This window comes from Pedobacter sp. TM02 (genome assembly GCF_059705275.1).
In genome coordinates this window covers 2923670-2945615 of sequence record NZ_AP046530.1, presented here as the reverse complement: position 1 = coordinate 2945615, position 21946 = coordinate 2923670, and the positions used below count along the sequence as shown (strand labels likewise).

The following is a 21946-nucleotide window of genomic DNA, read 5'->3' as shown; positions in this document are numbered from 1 at the left end:
TGATTTGTGAAGGAGCATGTTAAATATAAAATCCCTGACGATTACGAAAAGGTGTGGCAGTTCAATGATATTGACCTGTCGCTAACCTATAGCTATGCCCATTACCTCAACTGGCTTTTTGATGATCGCGTAGAATTGATTAAAGGCAAGGTCTTCAAGATGAGCCCTGCGCCATCACGTTTGCATCAGGAAATTTCGAGAAACCTGTTTCTTCCAATCGCCAATTTTTTAAAAAATCAGCCTTGCAAAGCTTATACAGCTCCTTTCGATGTGCGTTTTCCCAAAGAAAGTACAGCCAACGAAGCTATTTATACCGTTTTACAACCCGATATTTGCGTCGTTTGTGATAAATCCAAGCTCGATGATAAAGGTTGCCTCGGCGCGCCAGATCTCGTTATCGAAATCCTTTCGCCGGGCAATAACAAAAAGGAATTGTTGTACAAATACCAAATCTATCAAGAGTTTGGCGTAAAAGAATATTGGGTGGTAAGCCAAAGCGATCAAACCGTTTTAATTTACAGCTTAATCAATGGTCATTACCAGCCTTCAAAAATCTACACGCTAGGCGAGGTTGTGGCCTCGAGCGTTTTGCCGGGCTTTGGCCTCAGCCTCGACGAAGTATTTACTGATTTGTAGGCAAATCCTGTCCGAATTGCAAGAGGTAGCCGTTGTTGTCGTAAATGGCAAATTCGCGCATGCCATAATCAAAATCTTCTAGCGGATAACAAACATTAGCCTGTTCTTTAAGCTTTTCCCAAATTTCATCAACGTTAGGGGTGTTGAAATAAAAAGAACCCGTAAAAACGGCTTTTTCAAAACCGATATGTTCGTTAGGCAGGCTTACAAAGATTTGTACTTCGTCTTTTTGCAGGCAGGCCCAAAAAGTAGGCTGGTCGGTTAGGCAGGTAAAGCCGAGCAGCTGGGTGTAAAATTCAATAGTTGCATCAAACTGGTTAGTATAGAGGCAAGGGGTTAGTCGATCGAGTTGCATGTTGAGCTTTTGGTTGAACTAAGCTACGAAATTATGTTCAAGGTTGTAAAGTTTAGGCTCTGCTAGCCGGTGTTCTTTGCGAAAACCTTATACGATCTGTCAATTAGGTTCGCCATTAAAAACTGCCGACCGGAAAATGCCAATTGTGCACGCTTTCTGCTTTAAAAATTCCTGCCAAAATCGTATTTTTGTAGTTTAATCGACACAAATATACATGAGCATTTCCACAAAATACGACCCTACGGCCGCAGAAGACAAATGGTACAGCTATTGGCTAGACAAAAAGTTTTTTCATTCAATACCCGATGAACGTGAACCTTATACCATCGTCATTCCGCCGCCAAATGTAACCGGCGTATTGCACATGGGCCATATGCTCAACAACACCATTCAGGATGTGCTGATCCGTAAGGCGCGTATGCAGGGCAAAAATGCTTGCTGGGTACCTGGAACCGACCATGCTTCTATTGCAACCGAAGCAAAGGTGGTAGCCATGCTCAAAGAAAGAGGCATCAGCAAAAAAGACCTGAGCCGTGAAGAGTTTTTGAAGTACGCCTGGGAATGGAAAGAAAAATACGGTGGTATTATTCTAGACCAGCTCAAAAAACTGGGTGCCAGTTGCGATTGGGACAGAACCCGTTTCACCATGGAAGATGACCTGTCTGATGCGGTAATCGATAGCTTTATCCATTTGTACAAAAAAGGCAATATCTACCGTGGCGTGCGCATGGTAAACTGGGATCCTACAGGCAAAACTGCCGTTTCTGACGAAGAAGTGATCCGCAAAGAAGTAAACCAAAAGTTGTACTACATCAAATATGAGGTGAAAAACGAAGGCGAGCCTTCGGCCTTTCTGACCATTGCGACCACCAGGCCAGAGACCATCATGGCCGATAGTGCAATTTGTATCAATCCTAACGACGAGCGCTATACGCATTTGCATGGCAAAAAGGTTTTTGTGCCTTTGATCAATCGCGAAATTCCGATTATACAAGACGAATATGTAACCATGGAATTTGGAACAGGTTGCTTAAAAGTTACGCCTGCACACGATTTGAACGATTATGAACTGGGGGTAAAACACAAGCTTCCGGTTATCGATATCCTGAACGACGATGGTACTTTGAACGATAAGGCCGAAATCCTGATTGGTGAAGACCGTTTCGTGGCTCGTAAAAAGATTGCCAAAATGCTCGAAGAAAGCGGGCACTTGGAAAAGGTAGAAGATTATAAATCGCAGGTAGGTTTTTCCGAGCGTACCGATGCGGTTATTGAGCCTAAACTGTCGCTGCAATGGTTCAGTAAAATGGACCAGTTGGCCAAACCGGCCTTGGAGGATGTGTTGAACGGCGAAGTAAAGCTGATTCCGGAAAAGTTCATCAATACCTATCGCCACTGGATGGAAAACGTGAAAGATTGGTGTATTAGTCGCCAATTGTGGTGGGGACAACGCATTCCAGCCTGGTATTTTCAGCACGAGGAGCCGGTTGTAGCCAAAACAAAGGCAGAAGCCATCGAAGAACTGATCAACCGTGTGCCAGAGCGTCGCGAGTGGTCTGAAGAATCGAAGGCAGGCTTTAGAAAACAGGCCGAAGAATTTATCAGGCAGGACGAAGACGTGGTTGACACCTGGTTTTCGTCGTGGTTGTGGCCGATTACCGTTTTTGGTGGCTTTAAAGATCCCCAGAACAAAGATTTCAACTATTATTATCCAACCAACGATTTGGTAACTGCTCCGGAGATTTTGTTCTTCTGGGTGGCCCGTATGATTATGGCTGGACGCGAATTTACAGGCAAAAAACCATTTACCAATGTTTATTTAACTGGTATTGTTCGAGATAAATTGGGCAGAAAAATGTCTAAATCGCTAGGCAACTCGCCTGATCCGATTGGACTGATCGAAAAATACGGTGCCGATGGCGTAAGGGTAGGCATGCTGATGTCTTCGCCGGCTGGCAACGATTTGATGTTCGACGAAGCTTATTGCGAGCAAGGCCGTAACTTTGCCAACAAAATCTGGAATGCCTTCCGCTTGGTAAAAGGATGGGAGGTTGACGAAACTTTGGCCAATCCAAACCAAAAGGCCATCGCCTGGTTCGAAAGCCGTTTTAGCGAAGCCTTGGCCGAAATTGAATCTAACTTTAAACAATACCGCTTATCCGAAGCCTTAATGGCGACCTATAAATTGGTATGGGACGATTTCTGCGCCTGGTACCTGGAAATGATCAAGCCCCAGTACCAACATCCGGTTGATGCCGAGACCAAGAAAATCACCATCCAGTATTTCGAGCAGATTTTAAGGTTATTGCATCCTTTTATGCCATTTTTAACCGAAGAGCTGTACCACGACGAGCTGTTTGGCGAGCGTGCCGAAATGGATTGCTGCATTGTGGCTGAATATCCGGTAATTGGGCAGGCAAACGAGGCTTTGCTTAAAGAGGCCGAATTGGTTAAAGGATTGGTTTCGGAAATCAGAAACGTAAGGAATAAACGCCAGATTTCGCCAAAAGAGGCTTTGCCTTTGGCAATCAAGGTAAATTCTGGACTCGATTATAAACAATGGGAAAACATTGTTTTCAAATTGGCCAATATTGAGCAGATCGAGTTGGTTAACGACAAGGTTGCGGGTGCGGCCAGCTTTATGGTGGGCAACGACGAATTCTTCATCAGTTTAGGGGGCAACGTTGATGCCGAGGCAGAAAAAGAGCGCTTAAGCAAAGAATTGGAATACCTGCAGGGCTTCCTGAAATCGGTTGATGCCAAGTTGGGCAACGAGCGTTTTGTACAAAATGCAAAACCCGAAATCATTGCCAACGAACGCAATAAAAAAGCCGATGCTGAATCTAAAATTGCAATCATTACCGAAAGCCTAGCGGCTTTGGAGGCTTAGTATGAAAAAAATAAAATTGGGCCTTGCCGGCTTGGCCTTGTGCTTTATGGCCTGCCAAAGCAACCAGAAACAACCGGAAACAGCTGATACGATGGTTCTGGATACCAACATTACGCAGGAAGTTGAAATGTCGCCTCCACCGGTTGCTGGGAGCGATACGGGTTTAAAACCAAATCCAAATACCATTTTGGTAAGTTGCGATGGGGTAGGGAAGATTACTTTTGACGATACCTACGAATCTATTGAACGCAAGGCTGGCAAAGCGAATGTAGGACTTGATTCTGTAATTGTTAATGGTGTGTTTCAGCAGACTTTTGCGACCAAAGTTTGGAAAGGTACGGCAGGAGAGCTTACCATCAATTGGCAAGAGAATAAACCTCCCTATCAAACCATTCAGAATATCATTATTGATAAACCCGGCGCTACTTATGTGTTGCAGAATGGCATTAAATTAGGCAGTCCGCTATCACTGTTTAATAAGCTGAATGGCAAACCGGTAATGCTCATTGGCTTTGCGGGTAAAAATGCAGGTACCTTAATGAGTTTTGACGGGGGCAACCTGATGGCGCAGATACCTTGCGTGAGGGGAGTTTTTGCCTTGCCTCCGATGAAGTCGCACCCTAAAGAGGTAGATGCGGTACTGACGCCAAACCTGGTTCAATCAGACCACACAGCTTTTAAGATTTACGATCCTACATTGGTAAAGATAATTGTCAACTCAAAAAGATAAAAGATGAAGAAATTAGCGGTCATGCTTTCGGTAGCCCTTTTGGTGGCCTGTTCCAATAAAAAAGCAACAGAAAATACAAGTAGTTCAACCATCTTTATCGAGCAGAAAGTAAACGAGTTTATTGCCGAAAACCCCGATTGGACCAAAGACCAGGCAACCCAGGATGCCACTACCGATAAGTTTAAGCATTGGGCCATAAACCTGAGCAACGAGCCTGACTTTCTGAAAGACATGCCTTTAAAGCTCAAAAGCCTAACCGATACGTTGGTAAGCGGACAAACTTTTAAGCGGGCCACTTTTGCGGGCTATAACGATAATGCAAGGCCCAAAGGTTCGCTGTTAAATTACATCCAGCTTCAAATAAACGGTATTATGCCCGATGATATTGTGAAAACCGTAACACTCGACAAAAACTATACGCTTACCGGCAACTTGTATAAGCAAGGCAAAAGAGCTGATGTGAAGTTTGTGAAGGTGGCCGATTTTAAAGGTTATGACATAGGCAAATACACCTTTTCTATTACGGCGGTAAAACCGATGTAGTTTTACAATAAGCTTTAGCCACAGATTGGCAGATCGACCTTGATGACTTCAGGGTATTAAAATCTGTCAATCTGTGGCTTTTGTCATTTAGGCTATAACATCTTTTCTATTACGGCGGTAAAGATGAACAGATTGGTTTTGGAGGCCCAGGCCTATTAATTTCGTTCATCAATGACTTTTACCCTATAGCTTAGGGGGCTTTAGGCTTTTGTTTCTATTGTAATTAAAATATTATTGCTCAGGCTATTAATTCTGATTGAAAAACCTTATTATTGGTTAGGTTAAAACGTTTAAACTGCCTAACATCAACTTTTCACTCATTCAATAACCGTTCTGAGATGGATAACACTAGAAGAACATTTATCAAGCAATCCGTATTGCTTGCAGCCGCTACTTATGCCGGTACGCTCAGTACAAGCGCAAAAAGCTATAACCGCATTATAGGTGCCAACGACCGGGTTCGTGTAGGTGCAGTCGGTTTTTCGGATCGATTTAGGGAAACGCTTTTTCCCTGTTTTCAAAATCACTACAAGGAACTGAATTTTGACCTGGTTGGCCTTTCCGATCTGTGGGCCTACCGCAGGGATCAGGGTACCGCCTTTCTCAAGGAAAAAACGGGTAGCGATATCAAAAGCTGTCGCAACAACGACGAACTATACGCCATGAAAGATCTGGATGCGGTTATTATCAGTACGGCCGATTTTCAGCACGCTTTGCATACCATAGAAGCGGTAAAAGCTGGTTGCGATGCCTATGTAGAAAAACCCTTTGCCGAAACCATGGATGATGCCAAAGCCGCCTTAAAGGCCGTGAAATCCAGCAATAAAATTGTACAGATCGGTTCGCAACGCCGCAGTGGCGAGAATTATAAAAATGCAGCTGAATATATCCAACAGGGTAAGTTTGGGCCCATTACAGCGGTGGATTTGGTGTGGAACGTAAACCAACCCGGGCGTTGGCGCAGACCTGCCTTGGTAGCCAAACTCAAACAGGAAGATATCGATTGGAAGCGTTTTCTGCTCAACCGTCCGGCCGATACCTGGGACCCTCGCAAATATTTGGAATACCGTTTGTTCTGGCCTTACTCTTCGGGCATGCCCGGGCAGTGGATGTCGCACCAAATTGATACGGTGCACTGGTTTACGCAGTTGCATCATCCGCGCAGCGTAGTGGCCAATGGTGGTATCTACACTTGGAAGGATGGCCGCAAAAATTGGGATACCATGGTGGCGGTATTCGATTATGGCAAACCCGATACCAGCGATGGCTTTCAGGTTACCTTTACCTCGAGGATGCAGAACAGCGTAGGCGATGTAGGCGAAGTGTATTATTCGAACGGCGGAGAGCTCAACCTCATCACCAATAAAGTTTCGCCGAAAGGAGGCTTGGGCGAGAAAGAAGCGGCCGCTATGGGCATGAAAGCCAATTTGTTGGGCAATTTCGACCTTTCCAAAGCCGAGATCAAGACGGCTACCGGTGCCAGCATGGGTGGCGATCCCCTAACTTCGGGCCACATGCGCAACTGGATGGAATGCGTACGCAGCCGAAAAACGCCAAATGCTCCGGTTGAGGCAGGTTACTATCATTCTATAGCCAATATCATGACCAATGCGGCGGTACATACCGGTGCAAAAGCCACTTTCGATGAGCAAAAACAGGAAGTAATGGCCAACGGCAAGACTTTCAAATATTAAACCCATATCTACCTATCATTTATAACCCCAATATAATGAAGCTGAACACGATTACCTTAGCACTTTCCCTGCTTGGCCTGACCACGGCTGTACAAGCGCAAAAAACTACCTCTTTGTTTGATGGCAAAACCCTAAATGGCTGGAAGCCCATTGTGGGTTCTGCACCTTATGCCATAGAGAACGGCATGATTGTAGGTACCATGGCCAAAGGTTCGCCCAACTCTTTTTTGGTGACCGAAAAAGAATACGGCAATTTTATTTTAGAGCTGGATGTAAAACTGGAAGGCACCGAGACCAATTCGGGTATCCAAACGCGTAGCCATTTTAATCCTGCCGGCAACCAAGGCAAAGGCATGGTGTACGGAAGGCAGGTTGAAATAGATCCATCGGCCAGATCGTGGACTGGCGGTATCTACGACGAGGCCCGAAGGCAGTGGCTTTATCCGCTAGAACTTAATCCGAAAGCCAAATCGGCTTACAAGGTAGAAGAATTTAACCATTATAAAATCGAATGTATCGGTAACGAAACCAAAACTTGGGTAAACGGCATTCCGGTTGCCTATGTTATCGATACCGTTGATCAAACTGGTTTTATTGGCCTGCAGGTGCATGGCATTGGCAATAACCTCAAATTGGATGGCAAAAAGGTTTATTTTAAAAACATCCGCATCCAAACCGAAAACCTCAAGCCACAGGCTTTTCCAAAGGGAATTTATACCGTTAATTTTATGCCTAATAACCTTTCTGCCTACGAAAAAGCCAATGGTTATAAGTTGCTGTTTGATGGAAAAACCAATGCGGGCTGGGTTGGAGCCTATAAAACCGCATTCCCGGCAAAGGGCTGGAGCATTGCCAATGGCGAGCTGACGGTATTGCCGTCGGATGGGGCAGAATCAACCAATGGTGGCGATATCGTGACCAAGGAAGAGTTTTCGGCCTTCGATCTTTCTTTCGATTTCAAGCTGTCTGAAGGCGCCAACAGTGGCGTAAAATACTTCGTCACCCTGTCTGAAAAAAATACCGGATCGGCCATCGGTCTCGAGTATCAGGTACTGGATGACGAGAGGCATCCCGATGCCAAATTGGGCAGGGATGGCAACAGGACATTGGCTTCGCTGTACGATTTGATGACCGCTAAAAAGGAAGCCCGTTTCCTGCATCCTATTGGTGCCTGGAACAGCGGCAGGGTAGTGGTTTATCCGAACAACAAAGTAGAACATTACCTCAACGGCGTAAAAGTATTGGAATATACCAGGGGGTCTGAAGAATTCAGGAAGCTGGTTGCTTTGAGCAAATATAAGGTTTGGAAAGATTTTGGCGAGGCGCCTAAAGGGCACCTTTTGTTACAGGATCATGGAAACCGGGTGAGTTTTAGAAGCATCAAAATCAAGACTTTGTAATGCGACGTCGTACTTTTATCCAAAAATCGGCCCTGATGGTGTCTGGTTTGTTGCTGTCAGACCGTTTGATGGCCAACCTGTATGCCGAACCCATTTCTATGGCCATGATTGGCTGTGGCGATCGGGGCAAAGGGGTGCTTTCCGTTGTCAGATCTATGCCTGAGCTGTTTAAAGTAGCTGCTTATTGCGATGTGCTCGATTTTAGATTGGCCGAAACCAAGCCTTATGTGCCGGCATCGGCCGAAGCAGTAAAAGACTACCAGAAAATTCTCGACAATAAAAATATCAAGGCCGTATTTATTGCGGTACCCTTAAACCAGCATTTTAAAATTGCCAAAGATGCCGTGCTGGCAGGCAAGCACGTTTATGTAGAGAAAACCATGACCTACAATGCCAGTCAGGCGCTCGAGTTGAGGAAACTGGTGAAGCAATATCCTAAACAGGTATTTCAGGTGGGTTACCAATACCGCTATTCGCCTTTGTATTTTAAGGTAAAGGAAATGATCCAGAGTGGCTATATCGGCAAGGTTTCGCAGATAGACTGCCGGTGGGACAGAAACGGCAACTGGCGCAGGGCGGTACCCGATCCGGGTTTAGAACGGCAGATCAACTGGCGCATGTACAAGGAATACTCTGGTGGCCTGCCTGCCGAACTGTTGTCGCACCAAATCGATTTTATCAATTGGGCATTCGAAACGCAACCCAACGAAATTTTGGGGACCGGCGGGATCGACGTCTTTAAGGATGGCCGCGAAACCTACGACAATGTGCAGGCCGTTTTAAGGTACAAGGAGGCGGGCATGATCGGCAATTTTGGAGCCACCTGTGGCAATGCGCACGATGGTTACCTGTTCAAGATCAAAGGCACTAAAGGCACGGTTTCCCTGCTCACCAATACGGGGGTATTTTATCCCGAAAAGGCTTTGGCCAAAGAACTGGGTATTGTTGATGGCGTAACTAGTGCCACCAAAATAGCACCCCATGCCGACGGGGGCATCCCGATTTTAGATAAGCCTACCATAGACGGTACTAATTATGCCTTGAAAGCTTTTTACGAATCGATAACAGCAGGGAGTATGCCCGTTTCGAACATCGATACAGGCACCAAGGCTTCTATTTGTGTGGCCATGTGCAACGAAGCCATTTATTCGGGGCAAAGCCAGTTTTGGAAAAAGGAATACGATTAGGAAGCTAAATTAAAGCGCCTGATAGTGGGGAAGCTCGGCCACAAACAAAAAACGGCCGTTGCTATGGTCTATTTGGGCATGGTAATGCTGCAGGCCATTGGTTACCACCAGCCAAGGCGCTTTGTAAACCGAGTTATAGCGCGCAGCTTGGTCAAAAGTAGCTTGTGTAATCGCCACCGAAGGCGCTTTGCATTCGATAACCATCAATTTATCGCCGGCCGTATTGTAGACCAGAATATCGCTTCTTTTACGTGTTTGATTAAGGCTGAGGCCTCCTTCAATCTGCAGCAATGCGGTAGGGAAGCCTTTTTCCTTCACCAAAAAACGGATAAAATGCTGCCTTACCCATTCTTCGGGCGTTAAGACCAGATGCTTTTTGCGGATTTCGTCGAAAATGAAATAGGTATCCTCTTTTTGCGTAATCTTAAAGGGATGAGGGGGCAAATTAAGGGGCGTAGGGTTAAAGGACATGTAAAGCAGTTTTCGGTTTTCAGTTCCCGGTTCCGGTTCTCGGTTGGCAGTTTGCTATAGGCGGTTTTAGGCTAACGGTTTTCAATTCCCGCGTTTAGCATCTCAATACTTAAATCTCATATCTCACATCTCATATCTCACATCTCACCGACAAATATACTACCTCAAATCTAATTTAAATCGTAATTTTACGGCAATGAGCGCGGTTGATATCCTAAAAGACTTAAAGGCAAGAAAATTCAAGCCACTATACTTATTGCAGGGCGAAGAACCTTATTATATTGACCAGGTGGTTGATTACATGGAGAAGCATGTGCTGAGCGATGGCGAAAAAGGTTTTAACCAAACGGTGCTCTATGGCAAAGACACCGACATGGCCACTATTCTGAATGCGGCCAAACGCTATCCGATGATGTCCGAATACCAGCTCATTATTGTGAAGGAAGCCCAAGACCTGAAATGGGCCAAAGAAACCGAAGTCAGCAGCAAAGAGGCCGAAGTAGCGCTCAACTATTTTGAGAAGCCCTTGCCGAGCACTATTTTGGTGCTTGCCTACAAGTACGCCAATTTCGACAAGCGCAAAAAGATATACAAGGCCATTGCCAACAACGGCGTGGTTTTTCAGTCTGACCCGGTGCGCGATTACAAGCTAATGCCCTGGATCGAAGACCATATCAAGGAAAAAGGCTATAAAATTGCTCCTCAGGCGGCCGCGCTGATGGCCGAATACCTGGGCACCGATTTGTCTAAAATTGCCAACGAAGTAGAGAAGCTCTGTTTGAACATCAGCAAAGATGCCACGATACAAACAGACGATATCCAGCGTAATATTGGTATCAGCAAGGAGTACAACGTATTCGAGCTGCAAAAGGCATTAGCCGCGCGCAATGTGCTCAAATGCAATCAGATTGTGAATTATTTTGCCGACAATCCCAAAGCCAACCCTATGGTGATGGTGATGGCCAATTTGAGCGCTTATTTTACCAAAATTCTCAAGTACCACTACCTGCCCAATAAAAACGATGCCGCTAAGGAACTGGGTGTAAATCCGTATTTTGTGAAAGATTACGAAACCGCCGCCCGGACGTTCAGCATTGGCAAAACCTTCGACATCATCAGCATACTTCGCAGCTACGATCTAAAAAGCAAGGGTTTAGACAGCACCGGAAATACGACCGATGGTGAGCTGTTAAAGGAAATGTTGTTTAAGATAATCCATTAGTTGGTTGGTATGTTAGTTTGTTGGGTGGTTAGTTGTTGACAAATGTTTAATCGTTAACTTAGAACTGCCAATTCAAAACTGCTAACTGTCAACTAAGAACCGGTAATTGTTTCAATCATTCACTCATTCATTCACTCAATCATTCATTCAATCATTCCCCATGCTCAAAGGACTTCGCACCATTGTTTATCATGTTACTGATCTAGCCAAGGCCAAAGACTGGTACCAACAGGTTTTTGGCATCATGCCTTATTTTGACGAGCCTTTCTACGTAGGCTATAACGTCGGCGGTTTCGAACTCGGCCTCGATCCTGATCCCTCAAGCTACCAAAATGGCAACCAATCAATAACCTATTGGGGCGTTGACGATATCAAAGCAGCCTTCGAAAAGATGGAGATTTTGGGTGTTAAGGTACACGAAGCCCCTAAAAACGTGGGCGGCCCAATTTGGGTAGGCAGTATTTACGATCCTTTTGACAACGTAATAGGCCTGATAGAAAATCCGGAGTTTCAGGCTTAAGTCTGTAGGCTGTCGTGTTTTGTAGGTTAACAAGCCGGCCAATCCTTCATTAACCACCCTCAGCACCAAATACCAACTGGTGATTTTCGCCTAAATATTTCTAGGCATTGTAACTACAAAGTTATTGATATGGCGATATAATTGGCTCTTTGGTCGTTTATATTTACTTGTCAATTAACTTATTATTACATGAAAAGAAATTTACTAACCATTTTACTGGCAGTGGGCGCCATTGCGGCAACCCAGGCACAAGTAAGGCCACAAGGCGGTGGTGCAACAGATAGTACCCGCAGGGCTCCGGGTGCGGCCCTGGGCTCGGGTGTGAGGGCACAGCCTAAACCTTATAACCAGGTGATTACCGATAAGGCACTTACCCGAAAGGGAATGATTACTACCCATAAAATTGAAGACAAATACTATTTTGAAATTGCCGATACCACTTTAGGCAGAGACATTTTGGTGGTAAGCCGCATCTCAAAATCGGGTACCGAAGTCCGTGCAGCGCAAGGGTATGCCGGCGATGTCATCGGCAGTACGGTAATCCGTTTCGACAAAGGACCCAACAACCGCATTTTTATGCGAAAAATCAGCTTCAAAACGTATAGTCCCGATAGCACGACGTCGATGTACCAGAACCTGAAAAATTCAAGCATCCAGCCTATTGCGGCTTCTTTTAACGTAGCAGCGTATTCGCCCGACAAAAACGGCAGCGTTATCGATGTAACCGATTACATCAACAGCGACAACGATATTTTTTATTTCAGTTCGCCAATATCCAAAACCCGTTTCAGGTTGGGTAGCCAATTGGCCGATCGCAGCTATATTCAAAACATCCGCAGTTTTCCGATGAACGTAGAGATCAGCACAGTTAAAACCTACAGCTTATCAGCAGCAACCACTGGCGGTTTTGGCGGTGGTGCGCCAGCAGGCGGAGGCGGTGCAGGTGGTTCAACCGGTTCGGCAACCATAGAGCTCAATACTTCGATGGTGATTTTGCCTAAAGTGCCTATGAAAGCCCGCTATGCCGATCCACGTGTAGGCTATTTTACGGTTGGTTATACCGATTTCGACCTCAACCCGCAAGGGGTGAAGGAAATCGAGCTCATCAAACGTTGGAGATTGGAACCAAAACCTCAGGATTTGGCCAAATACAAACGTGGCGAGTTGGTGGAGCCGGCTAAACAGATTGTGTATTACATCGATCCGGCTACGCCAAAAAAATGGGTTCCTTACCTGATTGCCGGTATAAATGATTGGCAAAAAGCCTTTGAGAAAGCCGGTTTCAAAAATGCCATCGTAGGCAAAATGGCACCAACCAAAGCGCAGGATTCGACCTGGAGCATAGACGATGCACGTCATTCGGCTATTGTGTACAAGCCTTCAGAAATTGCCAATGCCAGCGGACCGAGCATTTCCGATCCTCGCAGCGGCGAAATCATGGAGAGCCATATCAACTGGTACCACAACGTGATGAAGCTGGTGCACGATTGGTATATGATCCAAACGGCTGCGGTTGATCCAAGAGCTCGCAAAGTTACTTTCAGTGACGAATTGATGGGCGATTTGATCCGTTTCGTTTCTTCGCACGAAGTAGGCCATACCTTGGGTTTGTTGCATAACTATGGTTCAAGCTCAACCGTGCCGGTAGAAAACCTGCGCAACAAAAAATGGGTAGAAGAAAATGGCCACACGCCATCGATTATGGATTATGCGCGTTTCAACTACGTAGCACAGCCAGAAGACAACATTACTTCTAAGGGTCTTTATCCACGTATTGGCGATTACGATAAATGGGCCATTGAGTGGGGTTATAAATACCTGGATGGCAAAGGTGCCGGCGATGAAACTGCCGCCTTGAATAAAATGGTGATTGAATCGGCCAAAAACAGACGCCTATGGTTTGGCACCGAGTCTAACCCAGACGATCCGCATTCGCAAAATGAAGATTTGGGCGATAATGCCATGAAAGCCAGCGATTATGGCATCAAAAACCTGAAAGTGATCCTGCCTCAATTGCCTGCCTGGACCAAAGAACCTAACGAAGGTTACGAGAATTTGGCGAATATGTATGGCCAATTAACTACGCAGTTTGGCCGCTACATGGGGCACGTGGCTAAAAACGTGGGCGGTATTTACGAAAACCCGAAAACCGTTGAGCAAGCGGGTTCGATTTACGAGCGCGTACCTGCGGCCACGCAAAAAGAAGCCATGGATTTTTTGAACAGGCAATTGTTTGTAACGCCAAAGTGGATGTTAAACCAATCGATTTTAGATAACATCGATCAAAATCCGTTAGAAGTGGTTTCGAGATTGCAGGGTTCTACCTTGAGTCGCTTGTTGAGCAACAATACCTTGAGCAAATTGGTAGCAGCCGAAGCTACAGATGGCGCCACGGCTTACAAAATTACCGATTTGTTTGGCGATTTGAACAATTCGATCTTCACCGAGCTGAAATCGAATGCAACGATCGATGTATACCGTCGTAACCTGCAAAAAGCTTATGTAGACAAGCTGATTGCCATTGTGAAACCAGCTGCGCCAGCACCAACAGCGGTTAATGCCGTTTTAACCGGCAGGGGCGGTAACATTCCTACGGGTTTGTCGGCGTCGCAAAGCGATGTGGTATCGGTGGTTAAAGGCCAGTTACGCGATTTGGATAAAACCATCAAATCGGCGGCAGGCTCGCAAGGCGATACCTTAAGCAAATACCATTTGCAGGATTTGTCAGACCGCATCGAGGCGGCTTTAGACAGCAAAAAAGACTAAGCACTTTTATTAGAAAAACAGAAAAGCCCCGAAATCTTCGGGGCTTTTCTGTTTTATTTCGACATCAAATAGTCGTCCAGATTTTCCATTCCTGCGGTAAAGCCTTCTTTAAAGCCCATACCGATAATGGTGTTCATGTCTTCCTCCTTGTCGAAGGTGATTTCGATGTAAACCTGGGTTTCGTTGCCTTCGGCCTTGAAGTTCTTGTCCCAGTGCATGATTGGAAATTCAAGGTTAGGTGTACCGTTTTCGTCGCAAAAGCCTGCCGAACTGTTGATGTGGCTTTCTGGGTTTACGATATGGTAATCTACGTTGCACCAATGGCGCTCGCCTTCGGGGCCCACCATGCAATAGAGCCAGTGGCCACCGCTCTTGCAATCCATGGTTTTGGTTTCAGCCTTAAAAGGTTTAGGCGCCCACCATTGGTCCAGGATTTCACTGTCTGTCCAGGCTCTCCATACGGTAGAGAGGTCGGCACCGAACGACCTCGTTACGGTTATTTTCTTGTTTTGTGGTTCTTTCGAAAAGATAGCTTCTCTCTTTGTCATGATTTTTTAGGTTTTAGGTTTTCTAATAAGTTGTCCAGTTGTTCGAAGCGCGTTTCCCAAAGTTTACGGAACTGTTCCATCCAAAGGTCAACTTCTTTCATTTGCTGCGGATTAAAATGGTAATAGATTTCCCGTCCAATTTGTTTTTGCTCTATGAGCTGGCATTCGTTTAGAATTTTGATGTGCTTGGATATGGCCTGCCGGGTACTATCGAAATTTTGAGCAATGGCATTGGGTGTCATGGCTTGTAGGGCGAGCAATCCGATAATGGCGCGGCGGGTAGGGTCGGCAATGGCCTGGAATACGTCTCTTCTCATAAAAACAATAATTTGCAACCTTTCAGTTGCAAACATAAGCGAAACCGATCGGTTGCGCAAATGTTTTTGAAAAATTTTGTGTTAGATTGACCACATAGACACATAGAGAACTTAGAACGAAAGTTTGAAAGGAGGAGCCATGGCGAGCTTGTTAAGCAATCGCTTAGGACCTTTAGTTAAATTAGTTCTATATGGTATGTGGCTAAATAGCTAGTGTTAAGAGCAATTTGTCTACTGCAAGTCATCATTTTTAATGCCCCTTTTATTCTTCTTGATTTCGCTTTGCAATTTGCCAAAACGATAGTTTAGGCTTAATCCAAAATTCCGATAATAGTTGCGGGTATGGCTAAGCTGGCTAAATCCTGGACCACTTAATTCATCGTTTATATCCCTGAATTTGGAAAAAGGGTTGCTTACAGAAATGCCAATGTTCAATTTGCTCTGCAACAGATCCTTGCTCAAGCTGAAAGAATTGCCTACATAACCATTGGTACTGCTTTGTGCACCAGAAATCCCGCCAGAGTCCATGGTAAAATCGGCCCCTGCACGCCAGCCTTGCTTAAAACGATACCCGCTCGAAATATTAGCGTAGGCCATAGCGCCACTACCGTTTAGCAAGGCCTGATCTATGGTTGCAGAAAAATCAACATAGCGCAGGTCGGCGTTTAGGCTAATGTTCCATTGCTTTGTTAACGGATAGTTGAGATAGATATTAATCTTATAAATGCCACCCGTAAAGTTGTTTTCGTAAGTAGTTAAGGTAAGGTTGCGGCTGGCATCGAAGATAGAAATCTGACCAATTACGTTATTAAAGAAGATATGGCCAAGGGCAATATTAAAGGTCCATTTTTTAGAGCGTAGGTAGCTTAACTGTAGCAGGCCGCTGGTGGTTGGTCGTAGGCTAGGGTTGCCCATTCTTTCGAAATCTGGATTGGAGCGGTCGATAAAAGGATTCAATTGATAAATAGAAGGGCGTTGGATGCGCTTACTGTAGCTGAAGCTCAGGCTGCTAAATTCGCTTAATTTTCTGCTGATGGCGGCATTTGGCATGGCATTCCAATAATTTTGTACCACCTGTTGGCTTCCTGTATTGAAATTGGCATCGATAATGGTTTTTTCTAACCTAATTCCAGCTCTGAATTGCCATTTTCCCACATTATAACCGTAAGAATTATAAAAGGCATAAACTTTTTGTCCATTTGCAAAGCTATCTGATTTCGAAGGGTCTAAAACGAAACTCGTGCCGTTGTAACCTAAATAATTGAAATCGCTGCTGTTATTTCTGAAAATACCTTTCAAACCGGTTTCCATTAGTAATTTTCCAAATGGCTGTACATAATCTACCTGTACGGTTTGTTCTGTTAAGCCTTCGTTATTGCTTTGCCTAAAAGCGGGCATATTGTAGTTAATAAGCTGCTCGAAATCTTGATCGGTGTTCAAATGGCCTTCGTTGCGCAGGTAACGATAAGAAAAAGTGAGGAGCTGATTCTTGTTTTTGGCAAAGCCCAACTGATAATTTAAGCTTGCATCGATACCATTGCCATTGCGTTGGTTCTGATTGATCAGGCCGTATTGCTGAATGAGGTTGTTGCTGGCGAAAAATTGGCTCAATTGATTTCCGGAGCCATTAAGCCGATTGCCATTCCAATTAAACTGCCCTGAAAGCAAATGAAGACTATCCAATTCGTAGCTCAACTCAATGCCCGAATAGGCCGTGTTGTTTGTCGATTTGCGGTTGCTCTCCTGTACTAGGTAACTTTTTGTGCTTTGTCTGTTAGTTGTTGCAAAGGTATTAGACTGATTGAACCTGCTGGCGCCTGCTAGCGCAGTAAGCCCAAGCTTGCCATATTTTAAGCTGAATGTGCCTCCCGTTCCAGGGCCACCAATGGGTGCTTTTCCGTTCAGGTTTAACGAACCTTGGTAGCCATCAAAAGCCTGTTTAACAGTAATAATATTGATAATACCGGCCAAGCCCTCACCATCGTATTTGGCAGATGGATTAGTCATCACTTCGATGCTTTTAATGGTAGAAGCAGGGATGCTTCGCAAAATATCCTTCGGATTTCTTTCTACCAGTCCCGAAGGTTTGCCATTGATAAACACGCGATAGCTCGAACTGCCTTTTAACTGGATGTTTTCATCGGCATCAACCGTAATGAAAGGTATTTTGCGCATCATTTCTAATACACTGCTGACCTTGCTTTGCGGATCGGCCTGTAAATCGTAGCTGATTTTGTCGGCATCTTGCTTAACCAAAGGTTTCTGCCCAGTGATATTCACAGTAAGCAAATTTTTGGCTTCTCCGATCATGTATATGGTATTAAGTTCATGTAAAGGCGATTGCTCGCTTAAGCTTAAGCTCATCTTTTTGCTTTTATAGCCCATGCCCTGAATGCGGAGGTTGTAATTGCCTGCCTTTAATTCGCTAAAGCTAAAAGAGCCATCAGCCTTGCTTAAGCTGGTTTGCAAAAGACTATCGGCAGCATTGAGTAACCCAATAGTTAGAAATTCTAAAGGCGCTTTGCTGGCAGAATCAACTAGCACACCACGAATGCCCATTGCTTTGTTCTGGGCAAAAGATGAATTGGAGAAGGCAAATAGCGAAATAAATAAGACGATGACGAATTTGATAGCTGGCGTTTTCATGTTGCTTTTGTTGATCTGAAACAAAAATTCAATTTGATGCTTAGCCGTAGAAAAATAAATGACGAACTTAGGGTTTGAACTGATGGAATGCGATTTATCCCTGTCGAGATTTTTCATCAGCCAAAAACTGAGTTTCATCAGCAATTTGAGCATTTCGGACAGCAATTATTTAAGGAACAAAAAAAATTGTTCACCTTTAACTGATCGAAGCCATATGGATACAAGCAATACCCAACAGAAAAAAGGCAAAACACCGCGAAAGTGGGGCAACCGCTTGTTGTTCTACTTTACCGTTATGGCCGCGGTGCCCGTGTATTGGGCTTCGCTTTTCTATATCAAGTTGGTATCGGGCAATAATGCCGAAGAGCTTGGTTTTGCGGTAACTGTTGCTTTCTTCTTGTTTTTGTATTTGGGCTGGTACCTGGCCGATTCTTGGCAATTGAAGAGCGAACATTTGCTTAAAAAGGTAATTACAGCCTTAGGTTTGGTCGTAGTGGCTTGTTTTGTAGGGCTTTTTATTCATGCCGATATCCAGTTGCCACACCTGCCAGCCGTTAACCTGCTGTTGTTTTGGGCACTTTTTATTTTGCTGAGTTCGGCCTTGGGCACCTGGCTTAAATTTCTGGTTAAACGCTTCAATTTGCGCATAGATCAGGCCAATGCCTTGGCTACGCAGAGCAAGAGCGAACTGCAGTTGTTGCAATCGCAATTGAGCCCCCATTTCTTGTTCAATACGCTCAATAACATGTATGGGCTTTCTATTAGCGATCATGAGAAAATCCCGGACTTGTTGTTAAAACTGTCAGAATTGTTGCGCTATTCGGTTTACGAAGCCAAAGAACTGTTGGTTCCGTTAAAGAGCGAGCTGGCCTATATTCACAATTATATCGATTTCGAAAAAATCAGGATTGGCAATCGCTTATCGTTGACCTGTAATTTAGAGCAGGTGGGCACAGAGCACATCAAGATAGCCCCCATGTTGTTGATCGTATTCATTGAAAATGCCTTTAAGCACTCCAAAAATACAGCGCAGAAATCAATAGTGATCGATATAACGCTGAAAACCTGGGAAGACTGGATTTTGTTTTCCATCAGAAACAGTTTTGATGAGCACGAAGAAAAAACAAAGAACCTGAGCAGCGGCTTGGGACTAAGCAACACCTATCAAAGGCTAAAAGTGCTTTACCCCAACCAATACGAATTGAAAATCAGCAAAGACGAAGGCATGTACAATGTGAGCCTCCAATTAAAAATGAAATAGATGAATACCATCAAATGTTTAATTGTTGACGATGAACCTATTGCCAGGCAGATTATTGAAGGCTATGCCAAGCAATATCCTCTGCTCGAGGTAGTGGCTTCGTGCGAGGATGCCATGGAAGCGCGCATCAAATTGCAGCAACATGCCATAGACCTTATTTTTCTCGACATCAATATGCCTGTAATTGATGGCATTGGCTTTTTGAAGACTTTAAAGAAAGCACCGCAGATTATTTTTACCACTGCCTATAAAGAATACGCTGTAGATGCTTTTGAGCTTTCGGCCAGCGATTACTTGCTGAAACCCTTTTCTTTCGAGCGTTTTTTAATGGCGGTAGATAAAGTGGCCGAAAAGCTGGCGCCAGCTACAACACCTATGCCTGTAGCCGAAACAATTCCTGCCGACGATTTTATGTTCATTAAAAGCGATAACAAAATCTTTAAGGTAGCTTTTGATGATATCCTTTACCTCGAGGCTTTTGGCAACTATACCAAGGTATTTTTGAGCGATAAGCAACTGATGCCAACAGCCACACTCACCAGCTTGGAAGAAGTCTTGCCTAAAAACCGTTTCATTCGCGTGCACCGCTCTTTCATCATCAACAAAAACCACATTAGCCACATTGAAGGCAATCGCGTCTTCATTCGCGATCAGGAAGTGCCCATTTCGGCTAATTTTAGAGAAGGCTTTTTAAGGGTTTGTGGGTTGTAAATTCACGATAAATTTTAACAAGCTTTCTTGCCAGATTGAAAATTATCCTTTTCCTAAATCCGTTCCATTTTAGTAATTTCGGGGCTTAAATACCGAAACATGAACCATTGGCTAGTCAAATCAGAACCTTTTAAATACAGTTGGGAAAAATTTAACCAAGACGGACGCACCTTTTGGGATGGCGTGCGCAATTTTCAGGCCCGCAACAACCTCAGGGCCATGAAAGAAGGCGATTTGGTGCTTTTTTACCACAGCAACGAAGGCAAAAATGTAGTTGGTATTGCTAAAGTGGTGAAAGAAGCCTACCAAGATCCCACCACCAGCGATCCGAATTGGGTAGTGGTTGATTTGGCACCGGTACAAAGCCTGGCCAAACCAGTGAGCCTCGAGCAGATCAAAGCCGAAGAAAGCTTGAAAGACATTTCTTTGGTCCGTCAGGGCCGTTTGTCGGTGATGCCTCTAAAAGCAACAGAGTTCGATAAGATTCTGGAAATGGGAAGTTGAGGTGAGTTTACAGTTGTAAGTTGTGGGTTGTCAGAAATAAAGATAAAAGAGCAAAGATAAATATTGTCATCCTGAGCCTGTCGAAGGACAGAAGGGGAATGTCTTATTGTGAGTTAGCTAAAGGATAAAGGAGCAAAGATTAATTAGCTAATTAGCTAATAATGCGTCACCCTGAATTTATTTTACTTCGTAGCATTCCGCTCCGCTACAGGTCAGGGTCTCTCTAGTTAAAATACTGAAACAAGTTCAGCATGACGATACTTATTACCTAAAACTTATTTCTTACTACTTAAAAGTTAAAACTTTCCACTTTTAACTTTCAACCTTCGACTTTCCACTTTTAACCTTCAACCCCCAACTTCCTCTTGCTGGCCAATAAACCTATGCTCATGATCAAACTGGTGCCCAATACCACAACAAAAAGGAAAGAAGTACTGATTTCTGGCAATATCATGCTAGGTGGCAAGTTGTAGTACAACAGGATACTGATTAATCCCCGAGGCGTTACAAATCCCTCTGGAAAGACATTTTCTTTTTTGAAAAGCCGTAAATAAATGAAGCGGATCAAGTAGATGCTCAACAAGATCAGGAAGCCGTTAAGCAATACGTTTTGGTCGTTCAGTTCGTAAATGTTAATGGTAAAGCCGAAAATCACAAAGAAGAAGGTGCGTATAATGAAGGCACTCTCTGCCGAAAGCTGATGCAACTGTGACAAGTCCTTAGTCAGGTTTTCATACAGAAAAACCGTTCTGAACCAAGCATGCTTAATGGTGTCGGCGTTATTTAAAAACAGACCAAATGCCAAGATCAGTACCAGCGACGAAAGGTGGTGCGATTGCCCAATGGCGTAAATCAAAATGAGTATGGAAATGATGAGGAAGAACTTGATGTGGTGGGAAATCTTGCCCATCAGGTAAAGCAAAAATATACAGGCAATGACCGAAAATATAACCACGATGGCCATATCAAGACCCAATGCCGCAAAAGAACTAGCTGAAATATGGGGGTTGGAAACCGCAAAGTTAAAAATGATAATGCCCAAAATATCAGAAAACGAGCTTTCGTAAATGATAAACTCCCGGCTCTTTTTGCCCAATCCGGCAACAGAGGGGATGGCGATGGCCGAGCTGATGACGCTAAAAGGCACTGCATTAACGAGACAGAGGTAAAGCTCCCTGCCCGTTACCTGGTAAATAATAAAGGTAATGCAGGCAATAGTGGCCAATAGGATGAAAAAGGCCGAAAAGAAAGCGCCCTTAATGATTTTATTCTTCTCCTGGTCGTACTTGAGCTCCAAAGAACCCTCAAAAACAATCAATATCAATCCCACGGTACCCAAAGTAGGCAGGATGCGCAAAAAATTGAAGGTTTGCAGGTGCAGGTTGTCTACCAGCAGGCGTAGGCCAATGCCCAGCAACAGGAGCAATAAAACCGAAGGCAGCTTGGTTTTGCTGGCCACCAAATCAAACAGATAGGAAAAGATTACCAATCCGCTTAAAATAATCAAAGTAGTGTAGGTCGTCATGCCGTTTTCGTTGTTAAGCC

The 21946-nt window shown here is 44.5% G+C and carries 19 protein-coding genes; 13 read left to right on the top strand and 6 right to left on the bottom strand.

Annotated elements, in window-relative coordinates; translation table 11 throughout:
• Positions 1–6 precede the first annotated feature (6 nt).
• The gene (locus AC6H1S_RS12560; protein WP_497563830.1) at positions 7–636 is read left to right on the top strand and encodes a Uma2 family endonuclease; all 630 of its coding nucleotides are present in this window, start codon (positions 7–9) and stop codon (positions 634–636) included.
• On the opposite strand, the gene AC6H1S_RS12555 is transcribed toward AC6H1S_RS12560, so the two are convergent.
• Positions 623–991 (bottom strand): VOC family protein, encoded by a 369-nt coding sequence (locus AC6H1S_RS12555; protein WP_497563829.1) that lies wholly within the window; start codon positions 989–991, stop codon positions 623–625. The genes AC6H1S_RS12560 and AC6H1S_RS12555 overlap by 14 nt on opposite strands.
• A gap of 214 nt (positions 992–1205) precedes the next feature.
• On the opposite strand from AC6H1S_RS12555, the gene AC6H1S_RS12550 reads away from it, so the two are divergent.
• The 6 genes from AC6H1S_RS12550 to AC6H1S_RS12525 all read left to right on the top strand — a co-directional run bounded on the left by AC6H1S_RS12550 (position 1206) and on the right by AC6H1S_RS12525 (position 9435).
• Complete coding sequence (locus tag AC6H1S_RS12550; protein WP_497563828.1) at positions 1206–3881, top strand: valine--tRNA ligase; 2676 nt, start codon at positions 1206–1208, stop codon at positions 3879–3881.
• Position 3882: 1 nt separating this feature from the next.
• The gene (locus AC6H1S_RS12545) at positions 3883–4611 is read left to right on the top strand and encodes a hypothetical protein (RefSeq protein WP_497563827.1); all 729 of its coding nucleotides are present in this window, start codon (positions 3883–3885) and stop codon (positions 4609–4611) included.
• A gap of 3 nt (positions 4612–4614) precedes the next feature.
• Entirely contained in the window at positions 4615–5154 is a 540-nt protein-coding gene (locus AC6H1S_RS12540) for a hypothetical protein (RefSeq protein WP_497563826.1), read from the top strand.
• 338 nt (positions 5155–5492) lie between these two features.
• Positions 5493–6848, top strand: coding sequence for a Gfo/Idh/MocA family protein (locus AC6H1S_RS12535; protein WP_497563825.1), 1356 nt, complete (start codon positions 5493–5495; stop codon positions 6846–6848).
• Between the two features lie 35 nt (positions 6849–6883).
• Positions 6884–8248: a 3-keto-disaccharide hydrolase gene (locus AC6H1S_RS12530; RefSeq protein WP_199136565.1), complete on the top strand. Its 1365-nt coding sequence runs from the start codon at positions 6884–6886 to the stop codon at positions 8246–8248.
• A complete protein-coding gene (locus AC6H1S_RS12525; protein ID WP_497563824.1) occupies positions 8248–9435 on the top strand; it encodes a Gfo/Idh/MocA family protein in 1188 nt (395 codons plus the stop codon). Before AC6H1S_RS12530 ends, AC6H1S_RS12525 begins: the two co-directional genes overlap by 1 nt.
• A gap of 9 nt (positions 9436–9444) precedes the next feature.
• On the opposite strand, the gene AC6H1S_RS12520 is transcribed toward AC6H1S_RS12525, so the two are convergent.
• Positions 9445–9906: a type I restriction enzyme HsdR N-terminal domain-containing protein gene (locus AC6H1S_RS12520; protein WP_497563823.1), complete on the bottom strand. Its 462-nt coding sequence runs from the start codon at positions 9904–9906 to the stop codon at positions 9445–9447.
• A gap of 196 nt (positions 9907–10102) precedes the next feature.
• On the opposite strand from AC6H1S_RS12520, the gene holA reads away from it, so the two are divergent.
• The 3 genes from holA to AC6H1S_RS12505 all read left to right on the top strand — a co-directional run bounded on the left by holA (position 10103) and on the right by AC6H1S_RS12505 (position 14414).
• Complete coding sequence (gene holA / locus AC6H1S_RS12515; RefSeq protein WP_497563822.1) at positions 10103–11128, top strand: DNA polymerase III subunit delta; 1026 nt, start codon at positions 10103–10105, stop codon at positions 11126–11128.
• A gap of 160 nt (positions 11129–11288) precedes the next feature.
• The gene (locus tag AC6H1S_RS12510) at positions 11289–11648 is read left to right on the top strand and encodes a VOC family protein (protein WP_497563821.1); all 360 of its coding nucleotides are present in this window, start codon (positions 11289–11291) and stop codon (positions 11646–11648) included.
• A 189-nt stretch (positions 11649–11837) separates the two neighbouring features.
• Complete coding sequence (locus AC6H1S_RS12505) at positions 11838–14414, top strand: zinc-dependent metalloprotease (protein ID WP_497563820.1); 2577 nt, start codon at positions 11838–11840, stop codon at positions 14412–14414.
• 53 nt (positions 14415–14467) lie between these two features.
• Here AC6H1S_RS12505 and AC6H1S_RS12500 read toward each other — a convergent pair whose 3' ends face one another.
• From AC6H1S_RS12500 to AC6H1S_RS12490, 3 genes are all read right to left on the bottom strand, one after another.
• Positions 14468–14962, bottom strand: coding sequence for an SRPBCC family protein (locus tag AC6H1S_RS12500; protein WP_497563819.1), 495 nt, complete (start codon positions 14960–14962; stop codon positions 14468–14470).
• Positions 14959–15279 (bottom strand): ArsR/SmtB family transcription factor, encoded by a 321-nt coding sequence (locus AC6H1S_RS12495; protein ID WP_497563818.1) that lies wholly within the window; start codon positions 15277–15279, stop codon positions 14959–14961. The genes AC6H1S_RS12500 and AC6H1S_RS12495 overlap by 4 nt, the downstream gene beginning before the upstream one ends.
• A gap of 231 nt (positions 15280–15510) precedes the next feature.
• Positions 15511–18078, bottom strand: a complete 2568-nt coding sequence (locus AC6H1S_RS12490) for a TonB-dependent receptor domain-containing protein (RefSeq protein WP_497563817.1) — start codon at positions 18076–18078, stop codon at positions 15511–15513.
• Positions 18079–18139: 61 nt separating this feature from the next.
• On the opposite strand from AC6H1S_RS12490, the gene AC6H1S_RS12485 reads away from it, so the two are divergent.
• The 3 genes from AC6H1S_RS12485 (at position 18140) to AC6H1S_RS12475 (ending at position 20401) form a co-directional block, all read left to right on the top strand.
• Complete coding sequence (locus AC6H1S_RS12485) at positions 18140–19186, top strand: sensor histidine kinase (RefSeq protein ID WP_497563816.1); 1047 nt, start codon at positions 18140–18142, stop codon at positions 19184–19186.
• Positions 19187–19897 carry a LytR/AlgR family response regulator transcription factor gene (locus tag AC6H1S_RS12480; protein ID WP_497563815.1) on the top strand — a complete coding sequence of 237 codons (711 nt, stop codon included), beginning with the start codon at positions 19187–19189 and terminating at the stop codon, positions 19895–19897.
• Between the two features lie 99 nt (positions 19898–19996).
• Complete coding sequence (locus tag AC6H1S_RS12475) at positions 19997–20401, top strand: EVE domain-containing protein (protein ID WP_199136589.1); 405 nt, start codon at positions 19997–19999, stop codon at positions 20399–20401.
• 340 nt (positions 20402–20741) lie between these two features.
• Here AC6H1S_RS12475 and AC6H1S_RS12470 read toward each other — a convergent pair whose 3' ends face one another.
• A complete protein-coding gene (locus AC6H1S_RS12470) occupies positions 20742–21926 on the bottom strand; it encodes a cation:proton antiporter (RefSeq protein ID WP_497563814.1) in 1185 nt (394 codons plus the stop codon).
• Positions 21927–21946 lie beyond the last annotated feature (20 nt).